This is a genomic window from Klebsiella sp. CN_Kp113, assembly GCF_040064585.1.
GTDB lineage: Bacteria > Pseudomonadota > Gammaproteobacteria > Enterobacterales > Enterobacteriaceae > Klebsiella > Klebsiella michiganensis.
This window is the reverse complement of the sequence record NZ_JBEAID010000014.1, coordinates 40,649-56,076: the sequence shown is the minus strand read 5'-3', so window position 1 is coordinate 56,076 and position 15,428 is coordinate 40,649. Positions and strand designations below refer to the sequence as shown.

Annotated in this window: 9 protein-coding genes; 6 read left to right on the top strand and 3 right to left on the bottom strand. The window is 59.5% G+C overall.

The window, feature by feature from the left end; translation table 11 throughout:
• The first annotated feature begins 107 nt into the window (after positions 1 to 107).
• A complete protein-coding gene (sseB, locus tag ABLV30_RS07250; RefSeq protein ID WP_025106598.1) occupies positions 108 to 884 on the top strand; it encodes an enhanced serine sensitivity protein SseB in 777 nt (258 codons plus the stop codon).
• 39 nt (positions 885 to 923) lie between these two features.
• Here the strand turns inward: sseB and sseA are convergent, their stop codons facing one another.
• The 3 genes from sseA to ABLV30_RS07235 form a co-directional block, all read right to left on the bottom strand.
• On the bottom strand, positions 924 to 1,769 hold the full coding sequence (gene sseA / locus ABLV30_RS07245; protein WP_265801306.1) for a 3-mercaptopyruvate sulfurtransferase: 846 nt from the start codon (positions 1,767 to 1,769) through the stop codon (positions 924 to 926).
• A gap of 124 nt (positions 1,770 to 1,893) precedes the next feature.
• The gene (locus ABLV30_RS07240) at positions 1,894 to 3,078 is read right to left on the bottom strand and encodes a M20 family metallopeptidase (protein WP_025106599.1); all 1,185 of its coding nucleotides are present in this window, start codon (positions 3,076 to 3,078) and stop codon (positions 1,894 to 1,896) included.
• 35 nt (positions 3,079 to 3,113) lie between these two features.
• Positions 3,114 to 4,325, bottom strand: a complete 1,212-nt coding sequence (locus ABLV30_RS07235; RefSeq protein ID WP_064404365.1) for a hypothetical protein — start codon at positions 4,323 to 4,325, stop codon at positions 3,114 to 3,116.
• Positions 4,326 to 4,725: 400 nt separating this feature from the next.
• Here ABLV30_RS07235 and ABLV30_RS07230 point away from each other — a divergent pair, with 400 nt between their 5' ends.
• The 5 genes from ABLV30_RS07230 to rodZ all read left to right on the top strand — a co-directional run bounded on the left by ABLV30_RS07230 (position 4,726) and on the right by rodZ (position 15,428).
• Positions 4,726 to 9,672: an alpha-2-macroglobulin gene (locus tag ABLV30_RS07230; protein WP_265801309.1), complete on the top strand. Its 4,947-nt coding sequence runs from the start codon at positions 4,726 to 4,728 to the stop codon at positions 9,670 to 9,672.
• Positions 9,673 to 11,997, top strand: a complete 2,325-nt coding sequence (gene pbpC, locus ABLV30_RS07225; RefSeq protein WP_128334636.1) for a peptidoglycan glycosyltransferase PbpC — start codon at positions 9,673 to 9,675, stop codon at positions 11,995 to 11,997.
• Positions 11,998 to 12,167: 170 nt separating this feature from the next.
• Positions 12,168 to 12,599, top strand: coding sequence for a nucleoside-diphosphate kinase (ndk, locus tag ABLV30_RS07220; RefSeq protein ID WP_004114414.1), 432 nt, complete (start codon positions 12,168 to 12,170; stop codon positions 12,597 to 12,599).
• A 413-nt stretch (positions 12,600 to 13,012) separates the two neighbouring features.
• Positions 13,013 to 14,179, top strand: coding sequence for a bifunctional tRNA (adenosine(37)-C2)-methyltransferase TrmG/ribosomal RNA large subunit methyltransferase RlmN (locus ABLV30_RS07215; protein ID WP_004123586.1), 1,167 nt, complete (start codon positions 13,013 to 13,015; stop codon positions 14,177 to 14,179).
• A 277-nt stretch (positions 14,180 to 14,456) separates the two neighbouring features.
• The gene (gene rodZ, locus ABLV30_RS07210; RefSeq protein WP_025106603.1) at positions 14,457 to 15,428 is read left to right on the top strand and encodes a cytoskeleton protein RodZ; all 972 of its coding nucleotides are present in this window, start codon (positions 14,457 to 14,459) and stop codon (positions 15,426 to 15,428) included.

Genomic DNA, 15,428 nt, shown 5'->3' with positions numbered 1-15,428 from the left:
TTCCCCTGACCCTCCCCCTGATGTTTCAGGGGGAGGTCACGTTCGGCTTTCTCCCGCTTCCTTCGTGGAGAGAGCCGGGGTGAGGGGATTTTCGTTGTGGAACTACTATGTCCGAAACTAAAAATGAGCTAGAAACCCTGCTGGAGAAGGCGGCTACCGAGCCAGGCCATCGTCCGGCGTTTTTCCGTACGCTGCTGGAAGCTACCGTGTGGGTACCCGGAGCCGCCGCTCAGGGCGAGCAGGTCGTTGAAGACAGCGTGCTGGATCTGCAGCACTGGGAAAAAGATGATGGCACATCGGTCATTCCTTTTTTCACCTCGCTGGAAGCGCTGCAGCAGGCCGTTGAGGACGAACAGTCTTTTGTGGTGATGCCGGTGCGCACGCTGTTCGCCATGACCCTCGGCGAAACGCTCTATCTCAATGCCAAACTCGCCACCGGCAAAGAGTTTGCGCCGCGTGAGATTAGCCATCTGCTGGGGGAAGAGGGCAGCCCGCTCAGCACCCAGACCGTGCTTGAAGGTGGAGAGTCGCTGCTGCTGTCTGAGGTTGCCGAGCCGCCCGCGCAGATGGTGGACTCGCTGACCGCGCTGTTTAAGACCCTGAAAACGGTGAAGCGCGCGTTTTTATGCTCTATCAAAGACAGCGCCGATGCGCCAGCCAACCTGCTGATTGGCATTGAAGCGGAAGGCGATATTGAGGAGGTTATTCAGGCGACCGGCAGCGTGGCGACCGATACGCTTCCCGGCGACGAGCCGATTGATATCTGTCAGGTGGTGGAGGGGGAAAAGGGGATTAGCCACTTTATGATCGCCCACATCACGCCGTTTTATGAAAAGCGCTGGGGCAGCTTCCTGCGCGACTTTAAGCACAATCGGATTATTTAACTCAACGGGGGCTCAGGCCCCCGTTGTTCTCTTTACTGCCTACTGCGCCGGTTCAATCGGCAAATCCGTCCGCGCGCCCCATTCGCTCCATGAGCCGTCGTACAGGCTAACGCCGTTAACGCCGAGGGTGGTGAGCGCCAGCACGACGACCGCCGCCGTTACGCCGGAGCCGCAGCTGGCAATAATCGGCCGTTCAAAATCGACGCCCTGACGCGCGAAGATCTCGTTGAGTTCATCGGTGGTTTTCAGTTCGCCGTTAATCACCAGTTCCGTCCACGGTACGTTTAGCGCGCCGGGAATATGCCCGCTGCGCAGTCCCGGTCGCGGCTCTGCCACCTGGCCATTAAAGCGTCCTGCCGGGCGCGCATCGACGATCTGCGCCGATCCTTCGTGGCTGACCAGCAGCACATCCGTCAAGCGCTTGATCGCCAGCGGATCGACGCGGCCGTCAAAATCACCTTCCGGCAGTTCGGGGAGGCCTTGCTCCAGCGGTAGCCCATCGCGGCGCCAGCCCTCCAGCCCACCGGCGACAATCGATACCTTTTCAACGCCGAACGTGCGCAGCATCCACCAGGCGCGCGGCGCGGAGAAGAGATTGCCTTCATCGTATACCACCAGATGCTTATCGCTGCTGACGCCAAGTTCGCGCATGGCGACGGCAAACGCCTCCGCGCGCGGTATCATGTGCGGCAGCGGGCTGGTGTGGTCAGAGAGGGCTTCGATATCGAAAAAGACGGCGCCGGGAATATGGCCTGCCTGATACTCGGCGTTAAGATCGCGCTCTTCCTGTCCCGGGGGGGCCATCCGCGCGTCGATAATCTGGATTTCCGGGTCATCAATATGCTCTGCCAGCCAGTCGGCAGCGACAAAAAACGAGGTAGACATGAGTGCCTCCGTGTCATCAACAATAGAGTGATTGTTGTTGTTTTTTGCGATATCGACAAGGCATTTTCAAGGAGAGGCGGCGGGAATGTGATATTCCCCCGAGCGGCGTCGGGGGAGAGTTGGCTTAAAACGCGTTTTGCTGCAGGTAGCGCCAGGCGTACTGCGCGTACAGTTCAGCGCCGCTTTTCATCACCTGCTCGTCGATATTAAAGCAGCCGTGATGGTGCGCGTAGTCGCTGCCTTTCTCTTTATTGCCCGAGCCGAGCAGCGCAAAGGCGCCGGGGATATTTTGCATATAAAAACTAAAATCTTCTCCGCCGGTGGTCGGTTTTTCATTGAAAAGGACGCCATCGCCGAACGCGTCGCGGATAACCGACTGCGCCAGCAGCGCGCTGCGCTCTTCGTTGATCACCGGTAGCGTACCGTAGCAGTAGTCAACCTGAGCGGTCGCCCCATATACCGCGGCGGTATGCTCGGCATAGCGGGTAATGGCCGTTTCCAGGCGCTGGCGCGCTTCCAGGCTGAAGCAGCGCACGGTACCGTCAAGAACGGCGTTCTCGGCAATGACGTTAAAGCGCGTGCCGACATCCATTTTGCCGATGGTGACTACCGCGGACTCCAGCGGGGAGGTTTCTCGCGCCACAATAGCCTGCAGATTCATCACGAAAGCGGAAGCGACCACCGCCGCATCGACGCAGGCCTCCGGCATCGAACCGTGGCCGCCGCGGCCGCGGAAGGTCACTTTCAGCAAATCGGCTGAGGCAAAGGAGGAACCGACGTTGCAGGAGATTTTGCCGGACGGCGTGCCGGACCAGATATGCATCCCGAAAACGTTATCCACGTTATCGATAGCCCCCTGCTGAATCATCGCCTTCGCCCCCTCGGCAATCTCTTCCGCAGGCTGAAAGATCAGCCGGACGTTGCCTGCCAGCTGCTCGCGGACGTCATATAACGCACGGGCGGCGGTCAGCAGCATGGCGGTATGGGCGTCATGGCCGCAGGCGTGCATTTTCCCGGGGGTTTGTGATTTATAGTCGAGCGGATCGTTCAGCTCCACCACCGGTAACGCATCCATATCGGCGCGCAGAGCCACGGTTTTACCCGGCTGGCCGCCGGCGATGTCGGCGATGATTCCGGTAGGATGCGTCCGGCGGTAAGGGATACCGATGGCCTCCAGTCCGGCGGCGACGCGATCCGTGGTGCGCTTCTCCTCCCAGGGAAGTTCCGGATGGGCGTGCAGGTCGCGACGAAAAGCGATCATCGCCTGTTCTTCTCTGGCGATAATCGCGGTGATGTCAGGGTTAATCATCAATGGCTCCATCATTTGCTAAAAATTCAACGCGCTCAGCCGATAGCGGGGGTCAGATAGCCGACCAGAATTCCGGCTAACACCACCGACACCATGGTGACGGAGACGAATCCGCCGACCAGCATCGGGCCCAGCATATGGTGGGTCAGCATCTGGCGCTCTTTTTCATCGTGGGTGAGGGCGTTAATGGCCTCGTTGGTAATAATATAGTCGGCGGGGAAACCGTACAGCGCGGTCAATGAGATGGCGAAAGCCATTGGGCCGCTGACGCCAAGCAGTTTCCCGACCAGCCAGGAGACAACAAACATCCCGATCGCCGCCGTGGCGATTAACACCACCATCGGGAAAAGCAGGCGCAGCAGCATCTCCGGCGTGGCTTTGTTTAAGGTATCAAAGATAAATAGCATCAATGCCATAATAGCGAAGCCAAAGCCGTTCGCCTTATGCAGCATATGCTTTTCAAGAAAGCCTAACGAGGTAAACACCACGCCAAAAAACAGGCACAGCACGAAGGGGCTGATATTCACTATCGGCTTCGCGAGATCGGCGACAAGCCAGGCCAGACAGCCGACCAGCGCCAGCCGCAGGAATTTAAAGTAGTTGCTGTTGTAGCTAACGGGGATTTTACTGAACAGGCGCGGCATTTTCTCCTCGCCAACGGTGAGCATCGCGTGCTCACCGGCGATGTCATCGGGTCGGTGCTCGCCGCTGCGGTAGCGGGCAAGCAGCGTTTTACCTTCGCGCTGCAGCATGATGGCGGTGAGCGGATATCCCGCAAACCCCTGCATTACGTAAATCAAAATGGCAAAAACCGACAGGTCGACCAGTCCGGCGCTGCTCGCGCCCTGAGACATAATCAGCGATGAGACGATACCGCCGACCAGCGGAGGAATGGTGACCAGAGCGGTGTTGCGGTCGAACAGCGCCAGGCTCACCGCAAAGACCGCCGCCGCGATCCCGGCAATGCCGGCGAGGGAGATGACTACGGTCTTCCACTGCTGCGCCAGCTCTTTTAGCGACAGCAGGGTGCCCATATTGGTGATTAACAGATACATCAGCATTATGGCAACCGGCGTGCCGATTCCGGCCCGGCTGATAATATCTGCCGGGAAAAATGTCCAGTACCCGATTAAAAACAGGACCGCACAGACAAATACGGAGGGAATCCAGGCTTTTGTGCGGGTTGAAACAACGTCGCCGATATAAAGAATTAAAATAATAATCGACAGTGCGACCATCTGAGACATAAATAACTTCCATATTATTAATCTCATATATATTGATATGAGATGGGTTGATGTTGTGTTATCTGGTAAACGCTGGAACGTACAGTCAATACCATCGCCAGCGTAATAATTTATATTTTAAAGGCAATGATATCCCGAACAATAAATAGAAAGCGCACGCCTTGTCAATTTATATGGGCGGAGAGAGTGGGATTTCAGAATAAAAAGTATTGATAGCTGAGCATATTAAAAGTTGATATAAGAAAAATCGTAGCGCGGTATATCCGCTAAATTAATCCACTCCAGCTATCCGTGGTCCCTACCAATATTGCTTGCTAGCGCGCTATTGGTAATTCTGCCGTTAACGCATAATAATGTGTTCACTGAAATTATCTGGCCTGCGGGCCGAGGGGTTAGAAGGATGAAACCATTTCGTTTGGCGGCGCTATCTCTGGCGCTACTTACCGCGCTATCGTTGACCGCCTGTGACGACAGCGGCAAACCGCAGGCGGTCGCGTCGGCGCCATCCGCGGCGTCAGATAGCGCGCCCGCAAAGCCGGACAGCGCCCAGCTGGCGGCGCTGGCTGAAAAAAGCAAAGGCAAAGCGTTAACGCTGCTGGATGCTTCTGAGGTTCAGCTCGACGGCGCGGCGACGCTGGTGTTGACCTTCTCTATTCCTCTGCAGCCGGATCAGGATTTCTCCCGCAGCGTGCATCTGGTCGACAAAAAAAGCGGCAAAGTCGATGGGGCATGGGAGCTGGCGCCCAACCTTAAAGAGCTGCGTCTACGCCATCTTGAGCCAAAACGCGAGCTGATCGTTTCGCTCGACCCCACCCTGACCGCGCTGAATAAAGCGACCTTAGACAGCAGCGTTGAAAAAACCATTACCACCCGCGATATCGCCCCGAGCATCGGCTTTGCCAGCCGCGGCTCGCTGCTGCCGGGGAAAGTGGTGGCCGGACTGCCGGTGATGGCGCTGAATGTCGATAACATCGACGTCAATTTTTTCCGCATCAAACCTGAATCGCTCTCCGCCTTCGTCAGCCAATGGGAATACCGCAATTCCCTGAGCAACTGGGAGTCGGACGAGCTGCTGAAGATGGCCGATCTGGTCTACACCGGCCGTTTTGACCTTAACCCGGCGCGCAATACGCGCGAAAAACTGCTGCTGCCGCTGGCGGATATCAAGCCGTTGCAGGAGCCGGGCGTCTATATCGCGGTGATGAACCAGGCGGGCCGCTACAGCTATAGCAACGCCGCGACGCTGTTCACCCTCAGCGATATCGGCGTATCCGCGCACCGCTACCACAACCGGCTGGATGTCTTTACCCAGAGCCTGGAGAACGGCGCGGCACAGTCCGGTATCGATGTGCAGCTGCTGAACGCCAAAGGGCAAACCCTGGCGCAGGCGAAGAGCGACGCTCAGGGGCACGTGACGCTGCAAACGGACAAAGAAGCGGCGCTGCTGCTGGCGCGTAAGGACGGGCAAACCACTCTGCTGGATCTCAAGCTCCCGGCGCTGGACCTGGCTGAATTTTCCATCGCCGGCGCGCCGGGCTTCAGCAAACAGCTATTTATGTTTGGCCCACGGGATCTCTATCGTCCGGGCGAAACGGTTATTCTCAACGCGCTACTGCGCGATAGTGACGGTAAACCGCTCCCCGAGCAGCCGGTGAAGCTGGAAGTCGTGCAGCCGGATGGCCAGGTTATTCGTTCGACGGTCAGCAAACCGGTTAACGGCCTGTATCAGTTGACTTATCCGCTCGATAGCGGCGCGGCGACCGGGATGTGGCACATTCGCGCCAGCACCGGCGACAACCAGCCGCGCGAGTGGGATTTTCACGTTGAAGATTTTATGCCTGAGCGCATGGCGCTGAATCTCACGGCGCAAAATGCCCCGGTTTCGCCGGCTGCGGATGTCAGCTTTGCCGTGAGCGGGGCGTATCTGTACGGCGCGCCGGCCAGCGGCAACTCGCTGCAGGGTAAACTGTTCCTGCGTCCGCTGCGCGATGCGGTGCCTGCGCTGCCGGGCTTCCAGTTTGGCGACATTGCCGAAGAGAACCTTTCCCGCAGCCTGGATGAAGTGCAGACCACCCTGGACGATCGCGGACATGCGGAAGTCACCGCCGCCAGCCAGTGGCAGGAGAGCCGCTCGCCGCTGCAGGTGATCCTGCAGGCCAGCCTGCTGGAGTCCGGCGGCAGACCGGTCACGCGCACCGTCAGGCAGCCGATCTGGCCGGCCGAAACGCTGCCGGGTATCCGACCGGAATTTGCCCTGAAAGAGGTTTACGACTATCGCACCGACAGCACTATCAAGCAGCCGGTGGTGGATGAAAACGGCACCGCCGCGTTTGAGATTGTGTATGCCGACGCCAAAGGTGAGAAGAAAGCGGTCTCCGGGCTGCAGGTTCGGTTGATTCGCGAACGCCGCGACTACTACTGGAACTGGTCCGAGAGCGAAGGCTGGCAGTCGCAGTTCGATCAAAAAGATCTTCAGGAAGGCGAGGAGTCGCTGGATATTTCAGCCGGACAAACGGCGAAAGTGAGCTTCCCGGTCGAGTGGGGTTCTTATCGCCTGGAAGTTAAAGGGCCGGATGATGCGGTCAGCAGCGTGCGCTTCTGGGCCGGATACAGCTGGCAGGATAACAGCGATGGCCAGGGGGCGGCGCGTCCGGATCGCGTCACCATGAAGCTGGACAAACCGACCTATAAACCGGGCGATACGATCAAGCTGCATATCGCCGCTCCGGCAGCCGGTAAAGGCTACGCGCTGGTGGAATCAAGCGAAGGGCCGCTGTGGTGGCAGGAGATTGACGTCCCGGCGGAAGGGATGGAGTTATCGATCCCGGTGGATAAAGCGTGGAATCGTCACGACCTCTACCTCAGCACCCTGGTGATTCGTCCGGGGGATAAATCCCAGTCCGCGACGCCAAAACGGGCGGTGGGTCTGCTGCATCTGCCGCTTGGCGATGAAAATCGCCGTCTGAACCTGACGCTGGAAGCGCCGGATAAAATGCGCCCCAACCAGCCGCTAACGGTCAACGTTAAGGCCAGCGTCAAAGGAGGCGAGACGCCGAAACAGGTTAACATGCTGCTCTCCGCCGTCGATAGCGGCGTACTCAATATCACCGACTATGCAACGCCGGATCCGTGGAACGCCTTCTTTGGCCAGAAACGCTACGGCGCCGATATTTACGATATCTATGGTCAGGTGATCGAAGGGCAGGGGAGACTCGCCAGCCTGCGCTTCGGCGGCGACGGTGATGAACTCAAACGCGGCGGCAAACCGCCGGTTAATCACGTGACGATTATCGCTCAGCAGGCGCAGCCGGTGGTGCTGGATGAGAAAGGCGAAGGGACGGTGACTTTGCCGATTGGCGACTTTAACGGCGAACTGCGGGTTATGGCCCAGGCGTGGACCGCAGAGGATTTTGGCAGCAGCGAAGGAAAAACGATCGTGGCGGCGCCGGTTATTGCCGAGCTGAATATGCCGCGCTTCCTCGCCAGCGGAGATACCACTCGCCTGGCGCTGGATCTCAGCAATCTGACCGATAAGCCGCAGACCCTCAACGTTGCGCTGGCCGCCAGCGGTCTGCTGCAGCTTGAAGGGGGAGAAATACCGCCGGTGCATCTGGCTCCCGGCGCGCGCAGCACCCTGTTTGTGCCGGTTCGCGCGCAGCAAGGCTTTGGCGATGGTCAGGTGAATGCCACCATCAGCGGCCTGAACCTGCCGGGTGAAACCTTCGCGCCGATGCAGAAGCAGTGGCAGCTGGGCGTGCGTCCGGCTTTCCCGGCGCAAACCGTGAATTCCGGCGCTGTCCTCCAGCCGGGTGAAAGCTGGCAGGCTCCGGCGGCGCAAAGTGAGGGCTTCTCGCCGGCCACGTTGCAGGGGCAGCTGGTGTTCAGCGGCAAGCCGCCGCTGAACCTGGCGCGCTATATACGCGACCTGAAAGCCTATCCTTACGGCTGCCTGGAGCAGACCACCAGCGGGCTGTTCCCGTCGCTCTATACCAACGCCGCCCAGCTTAAAGCCCTGGGGATCGGCGGCGATAGCGATGAAAAGCGACGCGCGGCGGTGGATATCGGCATTTCTCGTCTGCTGCAGATGCAGCGCGATGATGGCGGTTTCGCCCTGTGGGATAAAGAAGGGCCGGAGGAGTACTGGTTGAGCGCCTACGCGATGGACTTCCTCGTCCGGGCGGGCGAGCAGGGCTACAGCGTACCAACGAACGCCGTCAATAACGGCAACCAGCGCCTGCTGCGTTATTTACAGGAGCCGGGGCTGATGTCCGTCCGCTATAGCGATGATGCCCAGGCCAGCCGCTTTGCCGCTCAGGCCTACGCCGCGCTGGTACTGGCCCGGCAGCAGAAAGCGCCGCTCGGCGCGCTGCGCGAAATCTGGAGCCGTCACGACCAGGCGCGTTCCGGTCTGCCGCTGCTGCAGCTGGGCGTGGCCCTGAAATTGATGGGCGATGCGCCGCGCGGCGACGAAGCCCTGAAGCTGGCGCTGACGACGCCGCGGCAGGACGCGAACCGCTGGCTCGGCGATTACGGCAGCGAGCTGCGCGATGATGCGCTGAAGCTGGCGCTGCTGGAGGAGAACAAACTGCTGCCGGAAGCGCAAAATACGCTGCTCAGCCATCTGGCGGACGAAGCCTACGGCCAGCGCTGGCTCTCGACGCAGGAGAGTAACGCCCTGTTCCTGGCCGGGCGTACGCTGCAGGATCTCCCCGGCAGCTGGCAGGCGCAAACCTCCGTGCAGGCCGAACCGCTCTCCGGCGAGAAAGCGCAAACCCGCAACCTGACCGGCGACCAGCTGGCGGCCTTGCAGGTGACCAATACCGGCCAGCAGCCGCTGTGGCTCCGTCTCGACAGCAGCGGCTATCCGCAGAACGCGCCGCAGCCGGGGGGCAACGTGCTTGGCATTGAACGGCAAATTTTCGATACCCAGGGCCAGCAGAAATCGCTCTCTTCGCTGCGCAGCGGCGAACTGGTGTTGGTGAAGCTGGAAGTGACGGCTAAGCGTAACGTCCCGGACGCGCTGGTGGTGGATTTACTCCCGGCGGGGCTGGAGTTGGAAAACCAGAATCTGGCCAACAGCAGCGCCAGCCTGCAGGAGAACGGCGAGGTGGTGCAGAATCTGCTTAACCAGATGCAGCAGGCCGATATTCAGCACATTGAGTTTCGCGACGATCGCTTCGTCGCCGCGGTGGCTATCAATGAAGGCCAGCCGGTGACGCTGGTTTATCTGGCGCGCGCGGTGACGCCGGGCACCTATCAGGTACCGCAGCCGCAGGTCGAGTCAATGTACGTGCCGCAGTGGCGGGCAACCGGCGCGGCCAGCGGACCGCTCACCGTTGTACCCTAAATGCGGGCACTGAAGCGCATTAAACGCCGCTGGCGCTGGCTGGCGGCGTTTATTTTTTTGCTGTGGCTGCTGCTGCTGGCCGCCGATCGCCTGTGGCCGCTGCCGCTGCGCGAGGTGACGCCTGCCCGAGTGGTGGTGGCGGAAGACGGGACGCCGCTGTGGCGTTTCGCCGACGCGCAGGGCGTCTGGCGCTATCCGGTGACCCTGGCTGACGTTTCGCCGCGCTATTTACAGGCGCTGATCCAGTATGAAGATCGCTGGTTCTGGGATCACCCCGGCGTTAATCCGTTCTCGATCGTTCGCGCCGCCTGGCAGGATCTCACTTCCGGGCGGGTGATCTCTGGGGGCAGCACCCTGACCATGCAGGTGGCGCGCCTGCTCGATCCGCATCCCCGAACCTTCGGCGGCAAGCTGCGTCAGCTATGGCGCGCGCTGCAGCTGGAGTGGCATCTGTCAAAAAGCGAGATCCTCACGCTCTACCTCAACCGGGCGCCGTTCGGCGGTACGCTGCAGGGGATAGGCGCAGCCAGCTGGGCCTATCTCGGTAAACCGCCCGCGCAGCTTAGCTATGGCGAAGCGGCGCTGCTGGCGGTACTGCCGCAGGCGCCGAGCAGGCTGCGTCCGGATCGCTGGCCGGAGCGAGCGCAGGCGGCGCGCGATAAAGTGCTGCTGCGGATGGAAAATCAGGGCGTGTGGCCATCGCTGCCGGTACGAGAAGCTATCGAAGAGCCCGTCTGGCTCTTTCCGCGGCAGATGCCGCAGCTGGCGCCGCTTTTTGCCCGCCGCGCGCTGGCGAGCAGCCGCGCAGAGAAGGTGGTAACGACGCTGGATGCCGGACTGCAGCGGCAGCTGGAAGACCTGGCGCTGAACTGGAAATCGCGCCTGCCGCCGCGCAGCTCTTTAGCGATGATTGTAGTTGACCATACCAATATGAAGGTGCGCGGTTGGGTAGGGTCGGTGGATATCAACGATGATAGCCGCTTTGGTCATATTGATATGGTCTCGGCGATCCGCTCCCCGGGCTCGGTTCTGAAACCGTTTGTTTATGGTATGGCGCTGGATGAGGGGCTGATCCATCCGGCTTCGTTGTTACAGGATGTGCCGCGACGGTTTAGCGACTACCGGCCGGGGAATTTTGACAGCGGTTTTCACGGGCCGGTGAGCGCCAGCGACGCGCTGGTTCGCTCGCTGAACCTTCCGGCAGTGCAGGTGCTGGAGGCCTACGGGCCGAAGCGTTTTGCCGCCAGGCTACGCAATGCCGGATTACCGCTGATGCTGCCCGCCGGCGCGGAGCCGAATCTGTCGCTGATCCTCGGCGGAGGCGGCGCGCGTCTGGCGGATATCGTGGCGGCGTACAGCGCGTTTGCCCGCCATGGTAAGGCGGGACAATTGCGCATCACGCCAGACTCACCGCTGGTTGAGAGGCCGCTGCTGTCGCCGGGCGCCGCGTGGATCGTGCGGCGCATACTGGCCGGCGAAGCGCAGCCGGTGCCCGATGCGTCGCTGGTGCAGGTGGTGCCGCTGGCGTGGAAAACCGGAACCAGCTACGGCTACCGCGATGCCTGGGCGATCGGCGTGAACGCCCGCTATCTGATAGGTATCTGGACCGGGCGACCCGACGGCACGCCGGTCGTCGGGCAGTTTGGCTTCGCCAGCGCGGTGCCGCTGCTGAACCAGGTGAATAATATGCTGCTGGCGCGCCCGGCGATGAGCCGCGGCGGATTGCCTGCCGACCCTCGCCCGTCGTCGGTCAGCGCCGGGACGGTTTGCTGGCCCGGCGGGCAGAATTTACCCGCGGGCGACGCGAACTGCCGCCGACGGCTGGCCACCTGGCTGCTCGATGAGAGCCAGCCGCCGACCCTGCTGCTGCCCGGCCAGGAAGGTATCCGCGGGATTCGCTTCCCGGTGTGGCTGAATGAGAAAGGGCTGCGGGTGGCGGCAGATTGCCCCGGCGCGGTAGAGAAAAGCCTCGACGTCTGGCCGCTGCCGCTTGAACCCTGGCTACCCGCAGGCGAACGGCGTCGCGTCAGGCTGCCTGCGGTTTCGGCGGCGTGTCCGCCGGTGCAAACCGCTGATGCCGCTCCGCTGGTGCTCTCCGGTCTTCGTGAAGGCGCGGTGGTTAAACGGCTGCCCGGCGAGCAAAAGGTGATGCTGCCGCTGCAAACGACCGGCGGGGAAGGGCGCCGCTGGTGGTTTCTTAACGGTGAGCCTCTGTCGGCGGAAGGCGCCAGCGCGACCCTTAACATCGATCGCCCTGACCGTTATCAGCTGGTGGTGATGGACGAGGCGGGGCAAATTGTTGCCGCGAACTTCACCGTGCAATAAACGTAACGTGCCTTAATTGGCGGGATTTGTTGTTTAAGGTCGCTTTTTTTTAAAAAAATGTTACCTAAACACATAGGCAATCGCCTTAGATGATGATTATAATTCGCGCCGTATTTATCGGTCTCATCTGCTCATCTGCAAAACAGAACAACATATATAAAGAGGTTATCATGGCTATTGAACGTACTTTTTCCATCATCAAACCAAACGCGGTGGCAAAAAACGTTATTGGCGGCATCTTTTCTCGCTTTGAAGCTGCAGGGTTCAAAATTGTTGGCACCAAAATGCTGCATCTGACCGTTGAGCAGGCTCGCGGCTTCTATGCTGAGCACGAAGGTCGCCCGTTCTTTGACGGTCTGGTTGAATTCATGACTTCCGGCCCGATCGTGGTTTCCGTGCTGGAAGGCGAAAATGCGGTTCAGCGTCATCGTGACCTGCTGGGCGCAACCAACCCGGCGAACGCGCTGGCGGGTACCCTGCGCGCAGACTACGCTGACAGCTTCACCGAGAACGGCACCCACGGTTCCGATTCCGTTGAATCCGCTGCGCGCGAGATCGCGTTTTTCTTTGCTGAAGGCGAGGTTTGTCCGCGCACCCGCTAATCTCCCGCGTCTTTCACGCCACCGCTTTGTTGGCTTCATTCGCGCACCCCGGTCACATAGTTATCTATGCTCCCGGGATTTGCGAATTCGCCGCCTCGCCGTGACGTAAAATACTTTGGAGATACCCATCCTCGTCGTCTTTTCGACTATCGCGGTGTTGGCTGCGCGCGTTCACCCCGGTCGCTTATCTTTGCTCCCGGGGCTTCGCTTGCTTACCGCCTTGCGACAATCGAAAATCCTTAGAGGATCTGCCAGGCAGTTACAGATTTTTTCATCATTGCTGCGTGCAAACGTGGTATTGATGGACCAGAATTTGTAGAATACAGCGCCCCGGATGAGCAGTCGCTCCCGGGGCGTTTCTTTTTTCAACCCTCCAGGGGCCATAACGTGTAATAACGAGGCCGGAATCAATTATGTCTGAACAAATAGTCACACCTGATAGCGCCGCTCTGACGGTGCCGAACAAAGATGCCAAAATCAACCTGCTGGATTTGAATCGTCAGCAGCTGCGCGAGTTTTTCAAAAACATGGGCGAAAAGCCTTTCCGCGCCGATCAGGTGATGAAATGGATGTATCACTACTGCTGCGATAACTTTGATGAGATGACCGATATCAACAAAGTTCTGCGCGGCAAATTAAAGGAAGTCGCGGAGATTCGCGCCCCGGAAGTCGTTGAAGAGCAGCGCTCCAGCGACGGTACCATTAAGTGGGCGATTGCCGTTGGCGATCAGCGCGTCGAAACCGTGTATATCCCGGAAGACGATCGCGCCACCTTGTGCGTTTCTTCCCAGGTGGGCTGCGCGCTGGAGTGTAAATTCTGCTCTACGGCCCAGCAGGGCTTTAACCGCAACCTGCGGGTTTCGGAAATTATCGGCCAGGTCTGGCGCGCGGCGAAAATCGTCGGCGCGGTGAAGACCACCGGCGTACGTCCGATTACCAACGTGGTGATGATGGGGATGGGCGAGCCGCTGCTGAACCTGACTAACGTGGTGCCGGCCATGGAGATCATGCTCGACGACTTCGGCTTTGGTCTCTCTAAACGTCGCGTCACGCTCTCCACTTCCGGCGTGGTGCCGGCGCTCGATAAGCTTGGCGATATGATTGACGTCGCGCTGGCCATCTCTCTGCACGCGCCGAACGATACCATTCGTGATGAAATCGTGCCGATCAACAAGAAATACAATATTGAGACCTTCCTGAACTCGGTGCGTGGCTATATTTCGAAGTCCAACGCCAACCAGGGACGCGTCACTATCGAATACGTCATGCTGGATCACGTCAACGACGGCACCGAGCATGCGCACGAGCTGGCCGCGCTGCTGAAAGATACGCCGTGCAAGATCAACCTGATCCCATGGAACCCCTTCCCGGGCGCGCCGTATGGCCGTAGCTCCAACAGCCGTATCGACCGTTTCTCCAAGGTGTTAATGGAGTATGGTTTCACCACGATCGTGCGTAAAACCCGCGGCGACGATATTGATGCCGCCTGCGGTCAGCTGGCCGGCGACGTTATCGACCGTACCAAGCGTACGCTGCGTAAACGTATGCAGGGCGAAGCCATCGACGTGAAGGCGGTCTGATAATCAATGATGCAGCGCACAGCCCTGGCGGTGCGCTGCATATTTATGTGGAATCGCCGGGCGAAATACGCTGTTGTGGTTAATAATTACGGTGCGTTTTTGTCGACTTTGAGGCAGTATGTAGCGGTACAACAACCGCTTAGCATTCAATATTGATAAGTCTCTGTGATACCAGGTCATACGGACTTATACTGTTTGTCTGACGTTGAGCAGATGTCTCGCGGCGCGGGGTCACCGGCGCTGAATTTTAAATTTCACGTACCAGTAGTTGTAGCGAATGAATACTGAAGCCACTCAAGACCATCAAGAAGCAAACACCACGGGCGCGCGTCTGCGTAATGCCCGCGAACAACTCGGGCTCAGCCAGCAGGCGGTGGCTGAACGCTTATGCCTGAAGGTTTCCACGGTTCGTGATATTGAAGACGATAAGGCACCCGCCGATCTTGCTTCAACCTTCCTGCGCGGCTATATCCGCTCTTATGCCCGCCTTGTGCACATTCCTGAAGAAGAGCTGCTGCCGATGATGGCCAAGCAGGCTCCGATCCGGGCGGCGAAAGTTGCCCCCATGCAGAGCTTCTCGCTGGGTAAACGCCGTAAAAAGCGCGACGGCTGGCTAATGAGCTTTACCTGGCTGGTGCTGTTCGTGGTGATTGGCCTCAGCGGCGCCTGGTGGTGGCAGGACCACAAAGCGCAGCAGGACGAGATCTCCACGATGGCCGATCAATCCTCCGCCGAACTGAATGCGGGCGATAGCAACAGCCAAAGCATCCCTCTGGATAATCAATCGGCGAATTCTGCACCGGATACCGCCGCCAACAGCGCGCCTGTAGAAACGTCTCCGGCGCCAGCGGCGTCGACTCCGGCCCCGGCTCCGGCCGAGAATAACGCCGTTGTCGCGCCTTCTCAGGCCAACGTCGATACGGCGGCAGCGCCGGCAACTTCGCCGTTACCGACCGACCAGGCAAACGTGACCGCTGCGGCGGCCTCCGCCCAGGATCTGGTGCTGAATTTTACCGCCGACTGCTGGCTGGAAGTGAGCGATGCGACCGGTAAAAAGCTGTTCAGCGGTTTACAGCGTAAAGGCGGTAACCTCAATCTGAGCGGCCAGGCGCCTTATAAGCTGAAAATCGGTGCCCCGGCGGCGGTACAGATACAGTATCTGGGTAAACCAGTCGATTTGAGTCGTTTTATCAGAACTAACCAGGTTGCACGTCTGACCCTCAATGCCGAACAATCACCGGCGCAGTAA

Excerpts from the sequence above, each read along its gene's own strand:
- sseA (WP_265801306.1), bottom strand. The coding sequence starts at position 1,769 with ATGTCTACCTCGTTTTTTGTCGCTGCCGACTGGCTGGCAGAGCATATT.
- ABLV30_RS07235 (WP_064404365.1), bottom strand. The coding sequence starts at position 4,325 with ATGTCTCAGATGGTCGCACTGTCGATTATTATTTTAATTCTTTATATC.
- pbpC (WP_128334636.1), top strand. The coding sequence starts at position 9,673 with ATGCGGGCACTGAAGCGCATTAAACGCCGCTGGCGCTGGCTGGCGGCG.
- sseB (WP_025106598.1), top strand. The coding sequence starts at position 108 with ATGTCCGAAACTAAAAATGAGCTAGAAACCCTGCTGGAGAAGGCGGCT.
- ABLV30_RS07240 (WP_025106599.1), bottom strand. The coding sequence starts at position 3,078 with ATGATTAACCCTGACATCACCGCGATTATCGCCAGAGAAGAACAGGCG.
- ABLV30_RS07230 (WP_265801309.1), top strand. The coding sequence starts at position 4,726 with ATGAAACCATTTCGTTTGGCGGCGCTATCTCTGGCGCTACTTACCGCG.
- rodZ (WP_025106603.1), top strand. The coding sequence starts at position 14,457 with ATGAATACTGAAGCCACTCAAGACCATCAAGAAGCAAACACCACGGGC.
- ndk (WP_004114414.1), top strand. The coding sequence starts at position 12,168 with ATGGCTATTGAACGTACTTTTTCCATCATCAAACCAAACGCGGTGGCA.
- ABLV30_RS07215 (WP_004123586.1), top strand. The coding sequence starts at position 13,013 with ATGTCTGAACAAATAGTCACACCTGATAGCGCCGCTCTGACGGTGCCG.